Origin of the sequence: Winogradskyella bathintestinalis, assembly GCF_030407435.1 — a bacterium.
Classification (GTDB): domain Bacteria; phylum Bacteroidota; class Bacteroidia; order Flavobacteriales; family Flavobacteriaceae; genus Winogradskyella; species Winogradskyella bathintestinalis.
Genome location: NZ_JASDDK010000001.1, coordinates 886,851 through 902,800 on the forward strand (window position 1 = coordinate 886,851; position 15,950 = coordinate 902,800).

Genomic DNA, 15,950 nt, shown 5'->3' on the forward strand with positions numbered 1-15,950 from the left:
CAACCGCATGCCATTTTATCATAAATTAGGAAAAATTCCACCAAAACGCCACACGCAGTTTAAAAAACCGAATGGCGATTTTTATTACGAGCAATTGTTCGGTACCATTGGCTTCGACGGCATGTCCACCAATAGTTATCACGAACAAAGACCTACGCAGGTTAAGGAAATAAGAAATCAATATAGCGTTGCACCAAAAATTGCGAAGGAGAATAATATGCAGTCGTATCGTTTTAGAGGGTTTCAAGTAAAACCAGAAAACGATTATTTAGACAGTCGTAAAATTGTTTTGACCAATAGCGATTGTAATATCATATTAGCAGCACCGAAGGAATCTACCAAAGATTATTTTTATAAAAACACCGATGCTGACGAATTAATTTTTATCCACAAAGGCACAGGAAAATTAAGAACACACTTGGGGAATATAGATTTTAAGTATGGTGATTATCTACTAGTGCCAAGAGGCATAATCTATAAACTCGATTTTTATACGGAAGATAATCGTTTATTCATAGTGGAATCTCGCAGACCAATTTATACACCAAAACGTTATCGCAATTATTTCGGACAATTATTAGAGCATTCACCGTTTTGTGAGCGTGATTTAAGACAGCCACAAGAATTAGAAACGAATAACGAATCTGGTGATTTCTTAATAAAAATTAAAAAACAAGACGAAATTTTTGATATGGTCTATGCGTCGCATCCTTTTGATGTGGTGGGCTATGATGGTTACAATTATCCGTATGCTTTTTCAATCCACGATTTCGAGCCTATAACAGGAAGAGTGCATCAGCCGCCTCCAGTACATCAGACATTTGAAACTGACGCTTTTGTAGTGTGTAGTTTTGTACCACGTATGTACGATTATCATCCGCTTGCCGTGCCTGCACCATATAATCATAGTAATATAGATAGTGATGAAGTGTTGTATTATGTAGATGGGGATTTTATGAGTAGAAATGATATTGAAGCTGGTCATATTTCATTGCACCCAGCTGGTATTCCTCATGGTCCACATCCTGGAACCATGGAAAAAAGTATTGGAAAGGTGAAAACCGAAGAGTTAGCAGTTATGGTAGATACCTTTAAACCGCTTAAAGTTACAGAAGAAGCTTTAAAAATTGCTGATGAAGACTATTTTAAGTCGTGGTTGTAAAAAAGTTTTTCCGTTAGTTATCGTATCTGGCCTTCCGAAAGACTGAAGATGCTGAAAATCAAACAAACTCTGTAAAGCCAGCAGTTAGAGTTCTTCCGCTATACGAAAGTTAGATGTAACTTATTTTTTATTTATGAATAAATTATCAGCAGATCCATTAGCACTCATATTAGGGATATTAGCCTTAGTTATTGGTATTGCAAGTTGTTGCTGTTATGGCCTTACGGCGATTGTGCCGTTAGCAATGTCAATTATAGGGCTTGTTGTAGCCAATAAAAGTTTAAGAGATTTTAGAGAAACCCCTGATGTTTATGATCCTCAGTCGAGAAACAATGTTAATACCGCTAAAATTATAAATATTATAGCGCTTGTAATTAATGGTTTAATAGTGCTTATAGCAGCAGGTGTTTTAATTTTTTATGGAACGATGTTGTCATCAGTGTTTTTAGATGAGTTTAAAGATTTTGAAAACGACGATTTTTATCAAAACGATGAATTCTATCATCCAGATTCCGAGTCTGATACAATCAACACTTGGAATGATGAAGAAAACATCATAGAAAGGGACGGAGATTCTATAAATATAGATTCAATGTATCAGGAATAAAATAAATAAGTACACCAGAAATACAAAGAACAATAGTATATAAAAGATAAAATTATGGCAAAAGAAGTAAAAAGTGTCAATTACGGATTAGAGAAAATATTTGATGGAGCGCAAGATTTTTTGCCGCTTCTAGGAACAGATTATGTAGAGTTTTATGTCGGTAATGCCAAACAAGCAGCGCATTTTTATAAAACGGCCTTTGGATTTCAGTCGTTTGCTTATAAAGGTTTGGAAACAGGTTCAAAAGATTCGGTGAGCTATGTTTTAAAACAAGATAAAATTCGGTTGGTGCTTACAACTCCATTAAATAGTAAATCTGAAATTAACGACCACATCGTAAAACACGGTGATGGTGTGAAAGTCGTAGCTCTTTGGGTTGAGGATGCACGTAAATCTTACGAAGAAACTACAAAACGAGGGGCAAAATCTTACATGGAACCAATGGTTGAAAAAGATAAATTTGGTGAAGTAGTAAGAGCAGGAATTTACACCTATGGGGAAACCGTACATATGTTTGTGGAACGAAAAAACTATAAAGGAAAATTTATGCCTGGTTTTGTGGAATGGAAAAGCGATTACAATCCAGAACCTGTAGGCTTAAAATACATTGACCATATGGTTGGTAATGTAGGTTGGGGACAAATGAACAAATGGGTAAAGTGGTACGAAGAGGTTATGGGCTTTGTTAACTTTTTGTCTTTTGACGATAAGCAAATTCATACAGAATATTCAGCTTTGATGAGTAAAGTGATGAGTAACGGAAATGGCAGGATTAAATTTCCAATTAACGAACCTGCAAAAGCAGCTAAGAAATCGCAAATTGAAGAATATCTAGATTTTTATGAAGATTCTGGTGTTCAACATATTGCAGTTGCCACAGATGATATTATTGAAACGGTATCGCAACTGAAGGCACGAGGTGTCGAGTTTTTACCACCACCACCCCAAGCCTATTACGATGATATTCCTAAACGTTTGGGAGAACACATGGATATGATGAAAGAAGATATTAGTGAACTTCAAAAGTTATCTATTATGATAGACGCTGATGAAGAAGGTTATTTACTTCAAATTTTCACAAAACCAGTTGAAGATAGACCAACATTATTTTTTGAGATTATACAACGTATGGGAGCGCAAGGTTTTGGTGCGGGTAATTTTAAAGCATTGTTTGAGTCTATTGAACGAGAGCAGGCTAAGAGAGGAACATTGTAAATAAACCACATCAACTTTCCATCTGTATACGCCTAAAATTTTTGTTTTGTTCAATTAGTAGAAAACCAATATAGAAAGTTTAGGCATATTTAATAGATCTAAGAATCCCTTTGAGTTCTGCTAAATTTCTGAACGTAAGGGATTTTTACATTTTGGAATAGTAATTGTATTTATGATAATCGTAACATAGAAAATGAGTTACATTATTTATATTTACAAACTTGGATTATGAAACATTTATTTACATTAATATTATTCTTTGTAGGTTTTCAAACATCAAATGTTGAAAAGGAATCCGCATTTCAAGACGGGGAGTGGTTTAAATTTGAAATGAGTTATAGTGGCTTTTTAAAAGCGGGAAATGCCACATTAACTGTGAAAGAATCCAATTTAGATGGTAAAGAAGTTTTCCATGTAGTAGGTAAAGGTTGGACTACTGGTGCTATCAAATGGTTTTTTAAAGTGAAAGACCGCTACGAAAGTTATTTTGATAAAGAAACGGGTAAACCTTATAAGTTTATTAGAAATATAAATGAAGGTGGTCATACTAAAGATATAGAAATTACGTTCGATCATAAAAATCAAAAAGCTGAAGTTTATAATAAAAAACATAAAAAAGTCACTACTGTAACTACTGAGCAAGATGTGCAGGATATGGTTTCAATGTATTATTACCTAAGAAACGAGATAGATGTTGAGGCCTTAAAAGAGGGCGATGAAATTAAAACCAATATGTTTTTTGATGAAGAAAATTACGGGTTTAAACTCAAATACTTAGGCAAAGAAACCATTGAAATTGATATGAATGGTAATGATGTTAAAGTAAAAACCATTAAATTCAGGCCTTATGTTATGGCCGGGCGGGTTTTTAAAGAAGAAGAAAGTTTGACACTTTGGGTCAGTGCGGATAAAAATAAAATTCCCTTAAAAATTAAAGCAGATTTAGCGGTAGGTTCGCTACGTGCAGATCTTGTTGAATTTAAAGGATTAAAGCACTCTTTTAAAATAGAATTTTGATTAATTTAAAACATGCACGATTTACACCAATTCGATAATATTGTAAAAGAACTTCAAAAGAAGTATGTAGCAATAGACCAAGATACCGACGATCATTTATATGGACTTTTGTATAGCAAACCAATTACGTATTGGGATTATATTCAGACGGATGCACTTTTGAATCTTCAAATCCAGCGGACTACGCTACCAGATGAAATGGTTTTCATTGCTTACCACCAAATTAACGAACTGCTTTTTAAAATGATTCTATGGGAAATTTCCCAAGTGGCAGAAAAAGAAGACTTGGATGTCGTATTTTTTGAAAGCAAACTGATGCGAATCAGCCGTTATTTCGATATGTTGTCCACATCTTTCAATATTATGAGGGAAGGAATGGAGGTAGAGCAGTATATGAAATTTAGATACACTCTAACACCTGCAAGTGGTTTTCAGAGCGCACAATACAGACTTATTGAGTTTGCATCTACAGAATTGATTAATCTTATCGACTATAGGTTTAGAAAAGATATTGATAGAGATACACCTTTCCTACACGCTTTTGAGCATTTATATTGGCAAGCAGCAGGAAAAGACCATAAAACAGGAAAAAAATCGACGCTTTTAATTAATTTTGAAAAACGTTACAAAGACGAATTTCTAAGGTTTATGGAAACCTATAACACCAAAAATCTTTGGACACGTTTTAAAGAGTTGCCAAAAAACGATCAGAAAAACGAAGAGCTCGTAAAAGCTATGCGACATTACGATTATACCGTTAATGTATCTTGGGTTATGGCACACTACAATGCTGCTAAACATTATATAGACAGTGGTATTGGTGACGGCGAAGCGACAGGAGGTAGTGATTGGAAAAAATATATGCATCCAAAATATCAGAAACGGATTTTCTTTCCGGAATTATGGAGTGCTGAAGAAATAGAAAATTGGGGAAATAATTTATAAGTAGTTAATGCAATTAAAAAATAGTCTGGCAGTAATCATTATAGCCATAAGTTTATGGACGTGTAAGGAAGATAATTCTGCTGAAATAGCTTTAGAAAAAGTAGATGCGGAAATTGTTGAAGAAGAGAAGATTCTAGAATTCGGTTTTGATATAAACAATTATGTTGTAAAGCGAGACACCATTAAATCAGGTGATAGTTTTGGTGAAATTTTAGAACGTAACAATATCGGTTACCCAGAGATCTTTAATATAGCCGAAAAAGCCAAGGACACCTTTGATATCAGAAAGCTTCAAGTTGGTAAACCTTATACCTTGTTGTTTTCAAAAGAATCTCAAACAGACAGTCTTCCCAATCCAGAGGCGTTTATCTACCAGCCAAATCTGGAAAAGTTTGTTGTAATTAATTTTAAAGATTCTATCCATGCCTACACCAGTAGAAAGCCAATTACCTATGTGGAAAAAACGGCCACAGGGATTATACAAAATAATATTTCTGAAACTTTAAAAGAGAAAGGATTAAGTCAGAGATTAGCTTATAAAATGGCCGATGATATCTATGCGTGGACTATCGATTTTAGAAGACTTCAAAAAGGTGACCGTTTCAAAGTGCTTTATACAGATAAATATATAGATGATACGATTTATGCAGGTGTTCATCATGTAAAAGCAGCATATTTTGAGCATAACGGTGATTCATTGTACGCTTTTGAATTTGAAACCGATTCTATTAAAGGTATTCGAGATTACTTTAATGAAGACGCAAAGAACTTAAGACGAGCGTTTTTAAAAGCGCCTGTTAAATTCAGTAGAATATCATCGCGTTATAATCTTAAACGTCGTATTGCGGTTTATGGTTATAAAGTCCGACCCCATAAAGGAACAGATTTTGCCGCGCCAATGGGCACACCTATTATGGCAACAGCTAACGGAACGGTAACTGAATCTACAAGACGTGGAGGTAATGGTAAGTTTGTAAAAATTAGACATAACGACACCTATTCTACACAGTATTTGCACATGAGTAGACAAGCCGTTAAAAAAGGACAATTTGTTAAGCAAGGCGATGTAATTGGGTATGTAGGTATGACTGGAAATACAGGTGGACCCCATGTGTGTTATCGATTTTGGAAAAATGGAAGACAAGTAGATCCCTTTAAACAAAAATTACCGGAAGCCAAACCCATCTCAGATAGTTTGAAAGTAAAATTCCTAGAACATATTGAACCGATTAAAAAACGATTAGACAATATATTCTTCTTAGAAGCAGAACCAAAAGAATCGGAAAACACTATAACCGAAGATTTAACAACAGACGTACAATAATGGCACTAAAAGCAACTAACCCAACTAACACAGAAGCTTGGGGAAAATTACAATCGCATTTTGAAACTATTAAATCTAAGCATTTAAAACAGTTGTTTAAAAATGATGCTGACAGAGCTAATAACCTTACGATAAATTGGGAAGACTTCTATGTCGATTTTTCAAAAAATAGAATCACTACAGAAACGTTAGAATTACTAACTGAACTAGCCGTTGAATTAGATTTAAAAAATGCCATTTCAAAATATTTTGAAGGTGATATTATTAATGCCACAGAAGGAAGAGCCGTTTTACACACGGCTTTAAGAGCCTCTAAAAATGCTAACGTTTTAGTTGATGGTGAAAATGTGATTCCAGAAGTATATGAAGTAAAGAAAAAAATAGAAAATTTTACGAACTCGGTTGTAAACGGAAATCATAAAGGCCATACAGGTAAAGCGATTACTGATGTTGTTAATATTGGTATTGGAGGTTCGGATCTTGGACCTGCAATGGTAGTTGATTCTCTTCAGTATTACAAAAATCAATTAACCACACATTTCGTGAGTAATGTAGATGGTGACCACTATCAGGAAGTGATCAAAGACTTACACCCTGAAACAACCCTTTTCGTGATAGTTTCAAAAACATTCACTACTCAAGAAACCTTATCTAATGCCAATTCCATTAGAGCTTGGTTTTTAGAATCACAACCGAAAGAGGCAGTTTCTAAACATTTTGTAGCTGTTTCAACTAATGTTGAGAGTGTGAAAAGCTTCGGTATAGATGAAGCGAATATCTTCCCAATGAAAGATTGGGTTGGAGGTCGTTTTTCATTGTGGAGTGCTGTCGGACTTTCCATAAGTTTGGCCTTGGGCTACAAACATTTTGAAAGTTTATTAGAGGGAGCACGTAAAATGGACGAGCATTTCAGAACGACTGATTTCAATGAAAATATCCCAGTGATTTCAGCCTTATTAACCGTTTGGTATAATAATTTTTTTAAAGCCGAAAGTGAAGCCATTATTCCATATACACAATATTTAAACCAGTTTGCTACATACCTTCAACAAGGCATTATGGAAAGTAACGGTAAAAGTGTAGACAGAGATGGCAATAAAGTCAACTACCAAACAGGAACTTTAATTTGGGGCGAACCAGGCACCAACGCTCAACATGCATTTTTTCAATTAATTCATCAGGGTACTAAATTAATTCCCACCGATTTTATTGGCTATGTTGAATCGCTTTATGGAAACAAGGACCATCACGATAAATTGATGTCGAACTACTTTGCACAAACAGAAGCCTTAATGAACGGCAAAACTGAGGCAGAAGTTTTATCTGAATTAAGAGAACAATCGGCGTCTGAAGCTGAGATAAAAGAACTTGCACCTTTCAAAGTGTTTGAAGGTAACAAACCAACGACATCACTTCTTATTCAAAAATTAACACCAGAGAGTTTAGGAAAACTTATTGCTATGTACGAACACAAAATTTTTGTACAAGGTATAGTTTGGAATATATACAGTTATGATCAATTCGGTGTTGAGCTAGGAAAACAATTGGCTAAATCTATTTTAAAAGAGCTCAACAATGAAGTCTCAAACTCAATTCACGATGGCTCTACACAAAGATTGATCGATTTTTATAAGAATAATTGTTAAAAATTGTTAAAAAGTTTTAATAAAATTAGTTATGCATACGTATGGGTTAATGATTCTATAATTAACTTCGTATCATTTAATTGTTAACATTAACTTAATGTTTTAATTATGTTATTGCGTAATTTTGCGGCAATAATTTAAAATAAATTAACTTAAATTTTATATGAAAAAATTTAATCATTTTTTATGTATTGCTGTTTTGACATTGTTCTCAACAGCCATTTATGCTCAAAGCACTATCAAGGGAAAAATTATTGATGGTGATATGAACTCACCTCTTCCAGGTGCTAATATTGTGGTAAAAGGAACTACTACTGGTGCAACCACAAATTTCGACGGTAATTTTACGCTAACTGCAGAATCAAATTCTGGAGAGATTGTAATTTCTTATGTAGGTTATGTAACTCAAACTGTTCCTTATAGTGGGAATACAGATTTAGGAACTATTACATTATTATCTAGCAATGTAGGTTTAGATGAAATAATGATTGTTGCCTCTGTTGCTGTTGACAGAAAAACTCCTGTTGCGGTTTCTACAGTAAAAGCCGCAGATATTGAGCTTAAGTTAGGAACACAAGAATTTCCTGAAATCTTAAAATCAACTCCAGGTGTTTATGTAACAAGACAAGGTGGAGGTTATGGTGATAGTAGAATAAACCTGCGAGGATTCAACTCAGAAAATGTAGCTGTAATGATTAACGGTGTTCCTGTAAATGATATGGAAAATGGTGCTGTGTATTGGAGTAACTGGGCAGGATTAGGAGATGTTACTTCTACCATGCAGGTGCAAAGAGGTTTAGGTGCTTCTAAAGTAGCGGTAGCTTCAGTTGGTGGTACTATAAATATTATTACTAAAACAACCGATGCAGAAAAAGGCGGTAATATTATGTCTTCTATCGCTAATGATGGTTATCTTAAATACGGAATGACGTATTCTACTGGTTTAAATGATAATGGTTTTGCTGCAACGGTTAGTGCTTCAAAAATTTCTGGCGATGGTTATGTTGATGGAACTGAGTTTTCTGGTTATAACTATTTCGTAAGTTTGTCTCAACAAATTAATGATGCGCACCGATTATCATTTACAGCATTTGGTGCACAACAGCAACACGGTCAACGTTTCAATCGTTCTACAATAGCAGAATTGAAAGACACTGATTCAGGGCCACAAAAAGCAAATAAAGATTGGGGATATAAAAATGGTGAAGTTTATCATCAGTCTTATAATTTTTATCACAAACCACAGATGTCTCTTAATCATTTATGGAATATAAATGATGAATCTGCATTATCAACGGCGTTCTATGCATCATTTGGTTCTGGTGGAGGACGTAGAGATGAAGGTTCTAAAATTGGTTCTGATGAGTATAGAATTGGTTCTACAGGGTTAACGCCTATTGATTTTGATAAAGTTATCGCCGAGAATCGTGCTAATGGAGTTAATGGATCTTCTGATATTATTTCATCGTCTAGAAACTCACACGAATGGTATGGTATATTATCGACTTATAAAAATAGAATTAACGACAACTTAACAATTTCAGGTGGTTTTGATGGTCGTTATTATATTGGTTCTCACTGGTATGAAGTTGATGATTTATTAGGTGGTGAATTTTTCTTAGATAACGAAACTGATACTTTTGCTTTTGGCAAACCATTACAAGTAGGTGATAAATACAATAAGGATTATGATGGTGTTGTTAACAGATATGGTTTATTTGGGCAGGCAGAATACCAAGTTACTGAAGCTATAAATGTATTTGTTGCTGCTGATGTTTCAAATAGTAATTATAAGCAAAGAGAATATATGAATAATACCATAGTAGGAAGTAGAGAGTCTGAAGCTGTAAACTTTACAGGATATGGTATTAAAGGTGGTGGTAATTACAACTTAGATATGAATAACAATGTCTTTGTTAATGTAGGTTATTTCTCTAAAGCACCGTTTTTAGATGATGTATTTTTAGATGAGGATGGCATTATTCCTAATGAGGATGCTGTTAACGAAAAAGTATTTAGTGCAGAATTAGGATACGGATTCCGTGGTGAAAAATTAAGTGCTAATGTTAATGTTTATTATACACAATGGTTAGATAAATCTTTAGGAGGTTCTATTGGTACTGGTGAAGATTTATTCTTCTATAATTTACAAGGTATAGATGCTTTGCACCAAGGTATTGAAATTGATTTCAGATATAGAGCGTTTGAAAACCTAACGATAACAGGTATGGCATCATTAGGAGATTGGCAATGGAAAAGTAATGTAACTTCAGATATTAGAGATCAATCTGGCGATATCATTGATGTTGTAGAAGTTTATGCTGAAGATTTAAAAGTAGGTGATGTTGCACAAACAACATTTGCGCTAGGCGTAGATTATAAATTAGCGGCTAAATCTAATGTTTTTGTCGATTATAACTTTGCTGGTGACAACTACTCATCTTATGATGTTACAAACAGAGGAAGTAGTGATTTACCTGATGTATGGGAACTTCCTGATTTTGGATTATTTGACGCAGGTATTAGACATACTTTTGAAATGGGATCATTTGATGCAACATTAATGGGTAAAATTAATAATGTATTTAATACTGAATATGTGTCAGATGCGAATGATTTAGATGGTACAGCATCTGCAGCTCAAGTTTATTTTGGTCCTGGTAGAACTTACAGTGTAGGCTTAAAAGTTAATTTTTAAAAAAAATTTAATATGAAAAGAATAGTTTATTGTTTAGCAATTTTGGGTTTAACCTTTGTTGGTTGTAATCCAATGGATGACATTTATGATGGTTTGGATACATCAGCAGATCCAATTGTAGGTTCTGAATCTTACACGTTAACATCAGATGATTATACAGAATTAGATTTAGAATTTGGTAACTTTGGTTCAGAAGAAGATGCTAAAACTATATTACCTGGCTTTTTAGCTGAAAAGTACCCTTTTTGGGGAGAAGGTTCATCGGTAGTAGTGGGTTATGATTTATTCATTGGTAATGCTGAAGGAATTAATGATTACACAAATTCAGATGTTTATGAATTTACGAACTCTAATTATGCAGCAACAGGTAGTGATGCATTTGGCTTCTATCCAGATGTTAATGCAACTTCTGCAATTCCTGAAATTCTAGATGCGCAAATCGCGGATCCGACAGAGGGACAAATAGTTTTAGCGAAATATGATCAATATACAGAGACTCCTGTAGTTGGATTAGCCGATTTAGTGGCTTATAATTTCGCAGGAAGTTTGCAAGGTTGGAATATTGTTGAAGAAAATGGCGATTACGACGTTTGGTCAACAGAAACAGGTAACATACGTGGTAATGGGTATTTTGATGGAGACCAAAGAACAAATGCAGAATGGTTAGTATCACCATCTATAGATTTATCTGATGAGTCTGACCTAAAATTTCAAATAACTCAAGAACTTGATTTTGCAGGAGATGCATCCTTAGTGAAAATTTTAGTTTCTACAGATTATACAGATGATGTTTTTGCTGCCACTTGGGATGAAATTACTTTGGCAATGCCTGCAACTGAAGATATGGCGTCTTCTGAAAACTATGATTTTTCTGCATATGATGGAGAAATTATTAATATTGCTTTTATGTATTCTTCAATAGGAGATGATGAAAGTACACCCGATGTAGATGAAGGTGATGCATCTCGATGGAGAATTGCAAGTATGGCTATTAAAACTACAGGTGCAACTGGTGATACAAACTCTAAAGGTGAATACTTTATGTATGCAAGCGGTGCTTGGTCTGCAATTGATGGTGTTTATTATTTAAGCTCAGCTGATTTCGATTCAATGGGTGAAGGTTCAGGTCAACCAGGTCAATATGATAACTTTAGTAGTTCAATTTCGCCTGATAATTACTTACCAACTTTCTTGAGTTTAAACTTTCCTTATGCACAAGAAGAGGAAGAATTAGTTGTTATATATGATTATTACTCAAGTTCAAGTGGAGCACAAAGAAGAGGAAACTTATATACTGTAACTAATGGTGAATTTGTTGGACACGAGTCAACAGTTTCTAGAACATTACAGTTTGGTTTTGAAGATGGTGTTTGGATACCAGATAACACTATTAGATATACTCTGTCTGCTGATGATTATACTGTAATTGGTGCAGCTTTAGCAGATACATATCCCAATGCCACAAGCAGTATGCTTAACTATGGGAATATGGATAGAAGAGCAGGAAATACTGCTGAGTGGACTAACCCGATGGTGTTAGAGGCTATTAATGTAGTTTTAGATAACAACGTTCCATCTGCAGCAGAAGAACAAAAATATGTTGTTACTATTGAAGTTTATAATGGTAGTAATACTACAGAAGATTTTGCTGTTATAAAAATGAATGGAGAATGGGTATACCAAGATTAAAATTGAAACTCATTTCTTAACGTAATAAAAATGCCGCTGAAATTCAGCGGCATTTTTGTTTATATAACTTTCTATTCGTAATTATTTCCACTCAACGGTTTCCATAATACGCTTTATGTCTTTTTTTAAATATTCTGAAGCCGGATAAATAGAATCGTAATTTGGTTTCGCATAGAAATATAAAGAACCACTTAAAAAGTGAGAGGTGCTGTCTGTAACATAAAATTGAGATAGCGAAGCCGCGTTACCGCCAATTTCATATAGCATCCCATAAACGTTGGTTTTTTTATTTTCAAAAAGATTACTCGAAATTTCATCAGCTTTAATAGTATGCTTTTGTGTAAGGTTTTGTGCATCTCTCATTAAGCTGTCTAGATTATTATTTACAGCTTTGTAAGTAAGATATATGGTAGCTTTCAAAGCCGGATATTTAACATCAATCCCATGAGTTTTTCCTAAAGATTTTTTAACGCTAATAGGGTCTGCAAGCTCATTTTTTTCGAATGAAAATGGTAAAGGGGCATCAACTTTTGTATAATCGGGCTGTGGGTACTCTAATCTTAAATAACCTTTTGGCTTTGGCAGCGGATCGTCTCCGCAACTTAACATTAACAGGCTTAAAATGGGTATTACGATTCTTTTCATCTGTATTATTTATCGGTTATATCAAATTTCAGTAACGCGTTACTTTTGGCATTCAAAACACTTGGTTTAGGAATGTCTATTTTGTAACGTTAGTTTAATCTGTTTAATACGCTTGCGCTCCAAAGCTTCTATTGTAAATTCGTAATCTTCAAAATTTATTTTACTGCCAATTCTAGGAAATCCCCCTGAAATTTCAAGCACAAAGCCAGCAAGCGTTTCTGCCTCTCCCTTTCGAGCTTCAAATCGATCAGCATCATCTTCAATGCCAACAATTTTATAAACATCTTTTAGGGGTGTTTTGCCTTCAAAACTATAATTATTATTGTTTAATTTGGTATACACCAAATCCTCGTCATCGTATTCGTCACTAATATCTCCTACAATCTCTTCAATAATGTCTTCGAGAGAAACCAATCCAGAAGTGCCTCCATACTCATCTACAACGACTGCTAAATGAACTTTTTTAGTCTGAAACTCCACCATTAAATCGTCTAATTTCTTGTTTTCTGGCACAAAAAATGGTTCACGTAAAATGGTGGTCCAATCAAATGTTTTTTTATTTAAATGCGGTAGTAAATCCTTAACGTAAAGCACACCTTTTATAGTGTCAATACTTTCTTCATAAACAGGAATCCTAGAATAGCCATTACCAATAATTTCATTTATAATAGATTCATAAGGTGTATCTAATCGCAGTGCAAATAAATCCATTCTTGGACGCATTACTTGTTTAGTATCCGTGTTTCCGAATGACACAATACCTTTTAAAAGTTTTTGTTCTTCTTTGGTGGTGTCATCATCATTAGTAAGTTCTAAAGCTTGCGATAGTTGATCTACGCTAAGGTTAGAGCGTTGTTTGGCAAATTTATTCTGAATTTGTATAGTTACAAACCGCATAGGTAAACTTAATGGAGAAAAAATTACATCTAGTATCTGTAATGGTCTCGCCATAAACGAAGAAAATTTAACACTATTTCTACTAGCGTAAATTTTAGGAATAATCTCGCCGAATAGTAAAATTAGAAAGGTGGCAGAAACCACTTCAACTAAAAATCTAATAAGCGGAATAGTAATACTGTAAAAAATTGTTTCTCCTATATACGCGAATAAAAGTACTACCGCAATATTTATAAAATTATTAGCAACTAAAATAGTTGCCAGTAGTTTTTTAGGCCGTTCTAAAAGTTTGGCAATAATTTGTAGGGGAATAGATTTATTCTCTAAACCTTCATCTATATTAGATTTGGTTAGTGAAAATAACGCTACTTCTGCTCCAGAAATTAGCGCCGAACACATCAATAAAACAATAAGAACTAAGATACTTGTTATAAAGGATGTATTAACTACTAGTAATTGTGAAATTAAAACCGTGGGTTCTGGGTCCAAGTTGGTGTGAAATTATAGGATTAAAATGGTAAATCATCATCACCTTCTGGTTCTGCTTTGCTTGGTGCAGATTTTGGGGTTTGAGGATTGGTGTTTATAGTGTTCGATTTCTGCGATTGTTGCGATTGTTGATCATTTTTCGGGGTTAAAAACGTAAACTCGTCACATTGAATTTCTGTTGAGTAACGTTCCATACCTTTATCGTCGGTCCACTTTCTCGTTTTTATGCGTCCTTCAATATAAACTTTATCTCCTTTGGTTAGGTACTTTTCGCAAATTTCAGCTGCTTTATTTCTGACCACAATATTGTGCCATTCGGTATTGGTGATGCGTTCGTTGGTTTGTTTACTAGTGTAACTTTCACTAGTTGCCAGAGGAAAACGTCCAACACAATTTTTATCATCAAAATAATGCATTTTAACTTCGTCTCCTAAGTTTCCAATTAACATCACTTTATTCAATGTTCCAGCCATAATTTTATCGTTTAATGAGTTACAAAGTTACTGAATTGCCTAATGAGTATATTAAAAGTACTAAAAAAATGTGATTTCTTTATGGTTCTAAAACTTGAAAACTTCTATAAAGTCGCTAATCAATACAGGTGTAGGATATTTAATTAATGACTCTATCGGAATAGCATCTATAGGTAGTTCTTCAACCATAATAACCCAAAACTTGGTATAAAGATGTTGGTGCGACAGTTTGTGTACGATGTCGGTTTCATTATAAAGAGAGTAATCCACTGAGTTTACTTTTAAAAATGAATTATCTAAATCCATCAAATGGAATTCTTCAGAGTTGAGACTTTTGTTGGATTCAATTAAAGGAAATTGGTATAGGTTTTGCCAAATTCCTTTGGTGTCTCGTTTTTCAAAAAGCGTGTTATGGTTATTGTCGATATAAACTAAAAAGTTAAAATATTTAGTGGTTATTTTAGTTTTCTTCTGCTTTACAGGCAGCGCATCAACCTTTTTTTTCTGAAAAGCTACACAACTAATTTGTAATGGGCATGTGGAACAATTGGGGTTTTTTGGCTTGCATTGCAAAGCGCCAAATTCCATAATAGCTTGATTATACGTAGCTGGATTTTCTTTATCTATCAGAGTAGTGGCTAAAGTTTTAAATTCTTTGATGCCTTTTGTTGAATTTATTGCGGTTTCTATACCAAAATACCGAGATAATACTCTGTAAACATTGCCATCTACTACTGCTGCCACTTCGTTGAAAGCAAAGGAAGCTATAGCACTTGCAGTATAGTCACCAACTCCTTTTAATTGTAACAGGTCTTTGTAATTATCGGGAAATTCACCTTCAAGATTATTGACGATATGTTTTGCTGTAGTATGTAGATTACGAGCTCTAGAATAATAACCCAGACCTTGCCATAATTTTAGTACAGCGGTTTCAGAAGCTTTAGCTAAGTCGTAAATAGTTGGATATTTGTTAATAAATGCTTCATAATAAGGTAATCCTTGTTTTACTTGGGTTTGTTGTAAAATAATTTCCGAGAGCCAAATATGATATGGGTTATTAGTTTCTCGCCAGGGTAATGGACGTTTATTTGTTGAATACCAGTTAATTAGTTTGTGTTTAAAATCCATTGGGGTTTTTTAAGA

13 protein-coding genes are annotated in these 15,950 nt (G+C 34.1%); 9 read left to right on the plus strand and 4 right to left on the minus strand.

Translation table 11 applies throughout. The features are described 5' to 3' along the window. Nucleotides 1–7: 7 nt before the first annotated feature. From QMA06_RS03670 to QMA06_RS03710, 9 genes are all read left to right on the plus strand, one after another. Complete coding sequence (locus tag QMA06_RS03670; RefSeq protein WP_290205499.1) at nucleotides 8–1,162, plus strand: homogentisate 1,2-dioxygenase; 1,155 nt, start codon at nucleotides 8–10, stop codon at nucleotides 1,160–1,162. A 133-nt stretch (nucleotides 1,163–1,295) separates the two neighbouring features. After that, entirely contained in the window at nucleotides 1,296–1,769 is a 474-nt protein-coding gene (locus tag QMA06_RS03675) for a CCC motif membrane protein (protein ID WP_290205500.1), read from the plus strand. Nucleotides 1,770–1,823: 54 nt separating this feature from the next. Further along, nucleotides 1,824–2,984, plus strand: coding sequence for a 4-hydroxyphenylpyruvate dioxygenase (gene hppD / locus QMA06_RS03680; protein ID WP_290205501.1), 1,161 nt, complete (start codon nucleotides 1,824–1,826; stop codon nucleotides 2,982–2,984). A 228-nt stretch (nucleotides 2,985–3,212) separates the two neighbouring features. Beyond that, nucleotides 3,213–4,001 carry a DUF3108 domain-containing protein gene (locus QMA06_RS03685; protein ID WP_290205502.1) on the plus strand — a complete coding sequence of 263 codons (789 nt, stop codon included), beginning with the start codon at nucleotides 3,213–3,215 and terminating at the stop codon, nucleotides 3,999–4,001. Between the two features lie 12 nt (nucleotides 4,002–4,013). After that, nucleotides 4,014–4,946 carry a tryptophan 2,3-dioxygenase family protein gene (locus tag QMA06_RS03690; RefSeq protein WP_290205503.1) on the plus strand — a complete coding sequence of 311 codons (933 nt, stop codon included), beginning with the start codon at nucleotides 4,014–4,016 and terminating at the stop codon, nucleotides 4,944–4,946. Between the two features lie 7 nt (nucleotides 4,947–4,953). Beyond that, nucleotides 4,954–6,270, plus strand: a complete 1,317-nt coding sequence (locus tag QMA06_RS03695) for a M23 family metallopeptidase (protein ID WP_290205504.1) — start codon at nucleotides 4,954–4,956, stop codon at nucleotides 6,268–6,270. Continuing rightward, nucleotides 6,270–7,916, plus strand: coding sequence for a glucose-6-phosphate isomerase (gene pgi, locus QMA06_RS03700; RefSeq protein ID WP_290205505.1), 1,647 nt, complete (start codon nucleotides 6,270–6,272; stop codon nucleotides 7,914–7,916). Before QMA06_RS03695 ends, pgi begins: the two co-directional genes overlap by 1 nt. Nucleotides 7,917–8,079: 163 nt before the next feature. After that, nucleotides 8,080–10,614, plus strand: a complete 2,535-nt coding sequence (locus QMA06_RS03705) for a TonB-dependent receptor (RefSeq protein WP_290205506.1) — start codon at nucleotides 8,080–8,082, stop codon at nucleotides 10,612–10,614. Between the two features lie 12 nt (nucleotides 10,615–10,626). Next, the gene (locus tag QMA06_RS03710; protein WP_290205507.1) at nucleotides 10,627–12,303 is read left to right on the plus strand and encodes a choice-of-anchor J domain-containing protein; all 1,677 of its coding nucleotides are present in this window, start codon (nucleotides 10,627–10,629) and stop codon (nucleotides 12,301–12,303) included. A gap of 81 nt (nucleotides 12,304–12,384) precedes the next feature. Here the strand turns inward: QMA06_RS03710 and gldD are convergent, their stop codons facing one another. The 4 genes from gldD to mutY form a co-directional block, all read right to left on the minus strand. Beyond that, entirely contained in the window at nucleotides 12,385–12,948 is a 564-nt protein-coding gene (gldD, locus tag QMA06_RS03715) for a gliding motility lipoprotein GldD (protein ID WP_290205508.1), read from the minus strand. A gap of 66 nt (nucleotides 12,949–13,014) precedes the next feature. Beyond that, on the minus strand, nucleotides 13,015–14,334 hold the full coding sequence (locus QMA06_RS03720; protein WP_290205509.1) for a gliding motility-associated protein GldE: 1,320 nt from the start codon (nucleotides 14,332–14,334) through the stop codon (nucleotides 13,015–13,017). Nucleotides 14,335–14,354: 20 nt separating this feature from the next. Next, nucleotides 14,355–14,807 (minus strand): single-stranded DNA-binding protein, encoded by a 453-nt coding sequence (locus QMA06_RS03725; RefSeq protein ID WP_290205510.1) that lies wholly within the window; start codon nucleotides 14,805–14,807, stop codon nucleotides 14,355–14,357. Between the two features lie 87 nt (nucleotides 14,808–14,894). Next, on the minus strand, nucleotides 14,895–15,935 hold the full coding sequence (mutY, locus tag QMA06_RS03730; RefSeq protein WP_290205511.1) for an A/G-specific adenine glycosylase: 1,041 nt from the start codon (nucleotides 15,933–15,935) through the stop codon (nucleotides 14,895–14,897). Nucleotides 15,936–15,950 lie beyond the last annotated feature (15 nt).

Excerpts from the sequence above, each read along its gene's own strand:
- QMA06_RS03670 (WP_290205499.1), top strand. The coding sequence starts at position 8 with ATGCCATTTTATCATAAATTAGGAAAAATTCCACCAAAACGCCACACG.
- QMA06_RS03675 (WP_290205500.1), top strand. The coding sequence starts at position 1,296 with ATGAATAAATTATCAGCAGATCCATTAGCACTCATATTAGGGATATTA.
- hppD (WP_290205501.1), top strand. The coding sequence starts at position 1,824 with ATGGCAAAAGAAGTAAAAAGTGTCAATTACGGATTAGAGAAAATATTT.
- QMA06_RS03685 (WP_290205502.1), top strand. The coding sequence starts at position 3,213 with ATGAAACATTTATTTACATTAATATTATTCTTTGTAGGTTTTCAAACA.
- QMA06_RS03690 (WP_290205503.1), top strand. The coding sequence starts at position 4,014 with ATGCACGATTTACACCAATTCGATAATATTGTAAAAGAACTTCAAAAG.
- QMA06_RS03695 (WP_290205504.1), top strand. The coding sequence starts at position 4,954 with ATGCAATTAAAAAATAGTCTGGCAGTAATCATTATAGCCATAAGTTTA.
- pgi (WP_290205505.1), top strand. The coding sequence starts at position 6,270 with ATGGCACTAAAAGCAACTAACCCAACTAACACAGAAGCTTGGGGAAAA.
- QMA06_RS03705 (WP_290205506.1), top strand. The coding sequence starts at position 8,080 with ATGAAAAAATTTAATCATTTTTTATGTATTGCTGTTTTGACATTGTTC.
- QMA06_RS03710 (WP_290205507.1), top strand. The coding sequence starts at position 10,627 with ATGAAAAGAATAGTTTATTGTTTAGCAATTTTGGGTTTAACCTTTGTT.
- gldD (WP_290205508.1), bottom strand. The coding sequence starts at position 12,948 with ATGAAAAGAATCGTAATACCCATTTTAAGCCTGTTAATGTTAAGTTGC.
- QMA06_RS03725 (WP_290205510.1), bottom strand. The coding sequence starts at position 14,807 with ATGGCTGGAACATTGAATAAAGTGATGTTAATTGGAAACTTAGGAGAC.
- mutY (WP_290205511.1), bottom strand. The coding sequence starts at position 15,935 with ATGGATTTTAAACACAAACTAATTAACTGGTATTCAACAAATAAACGT.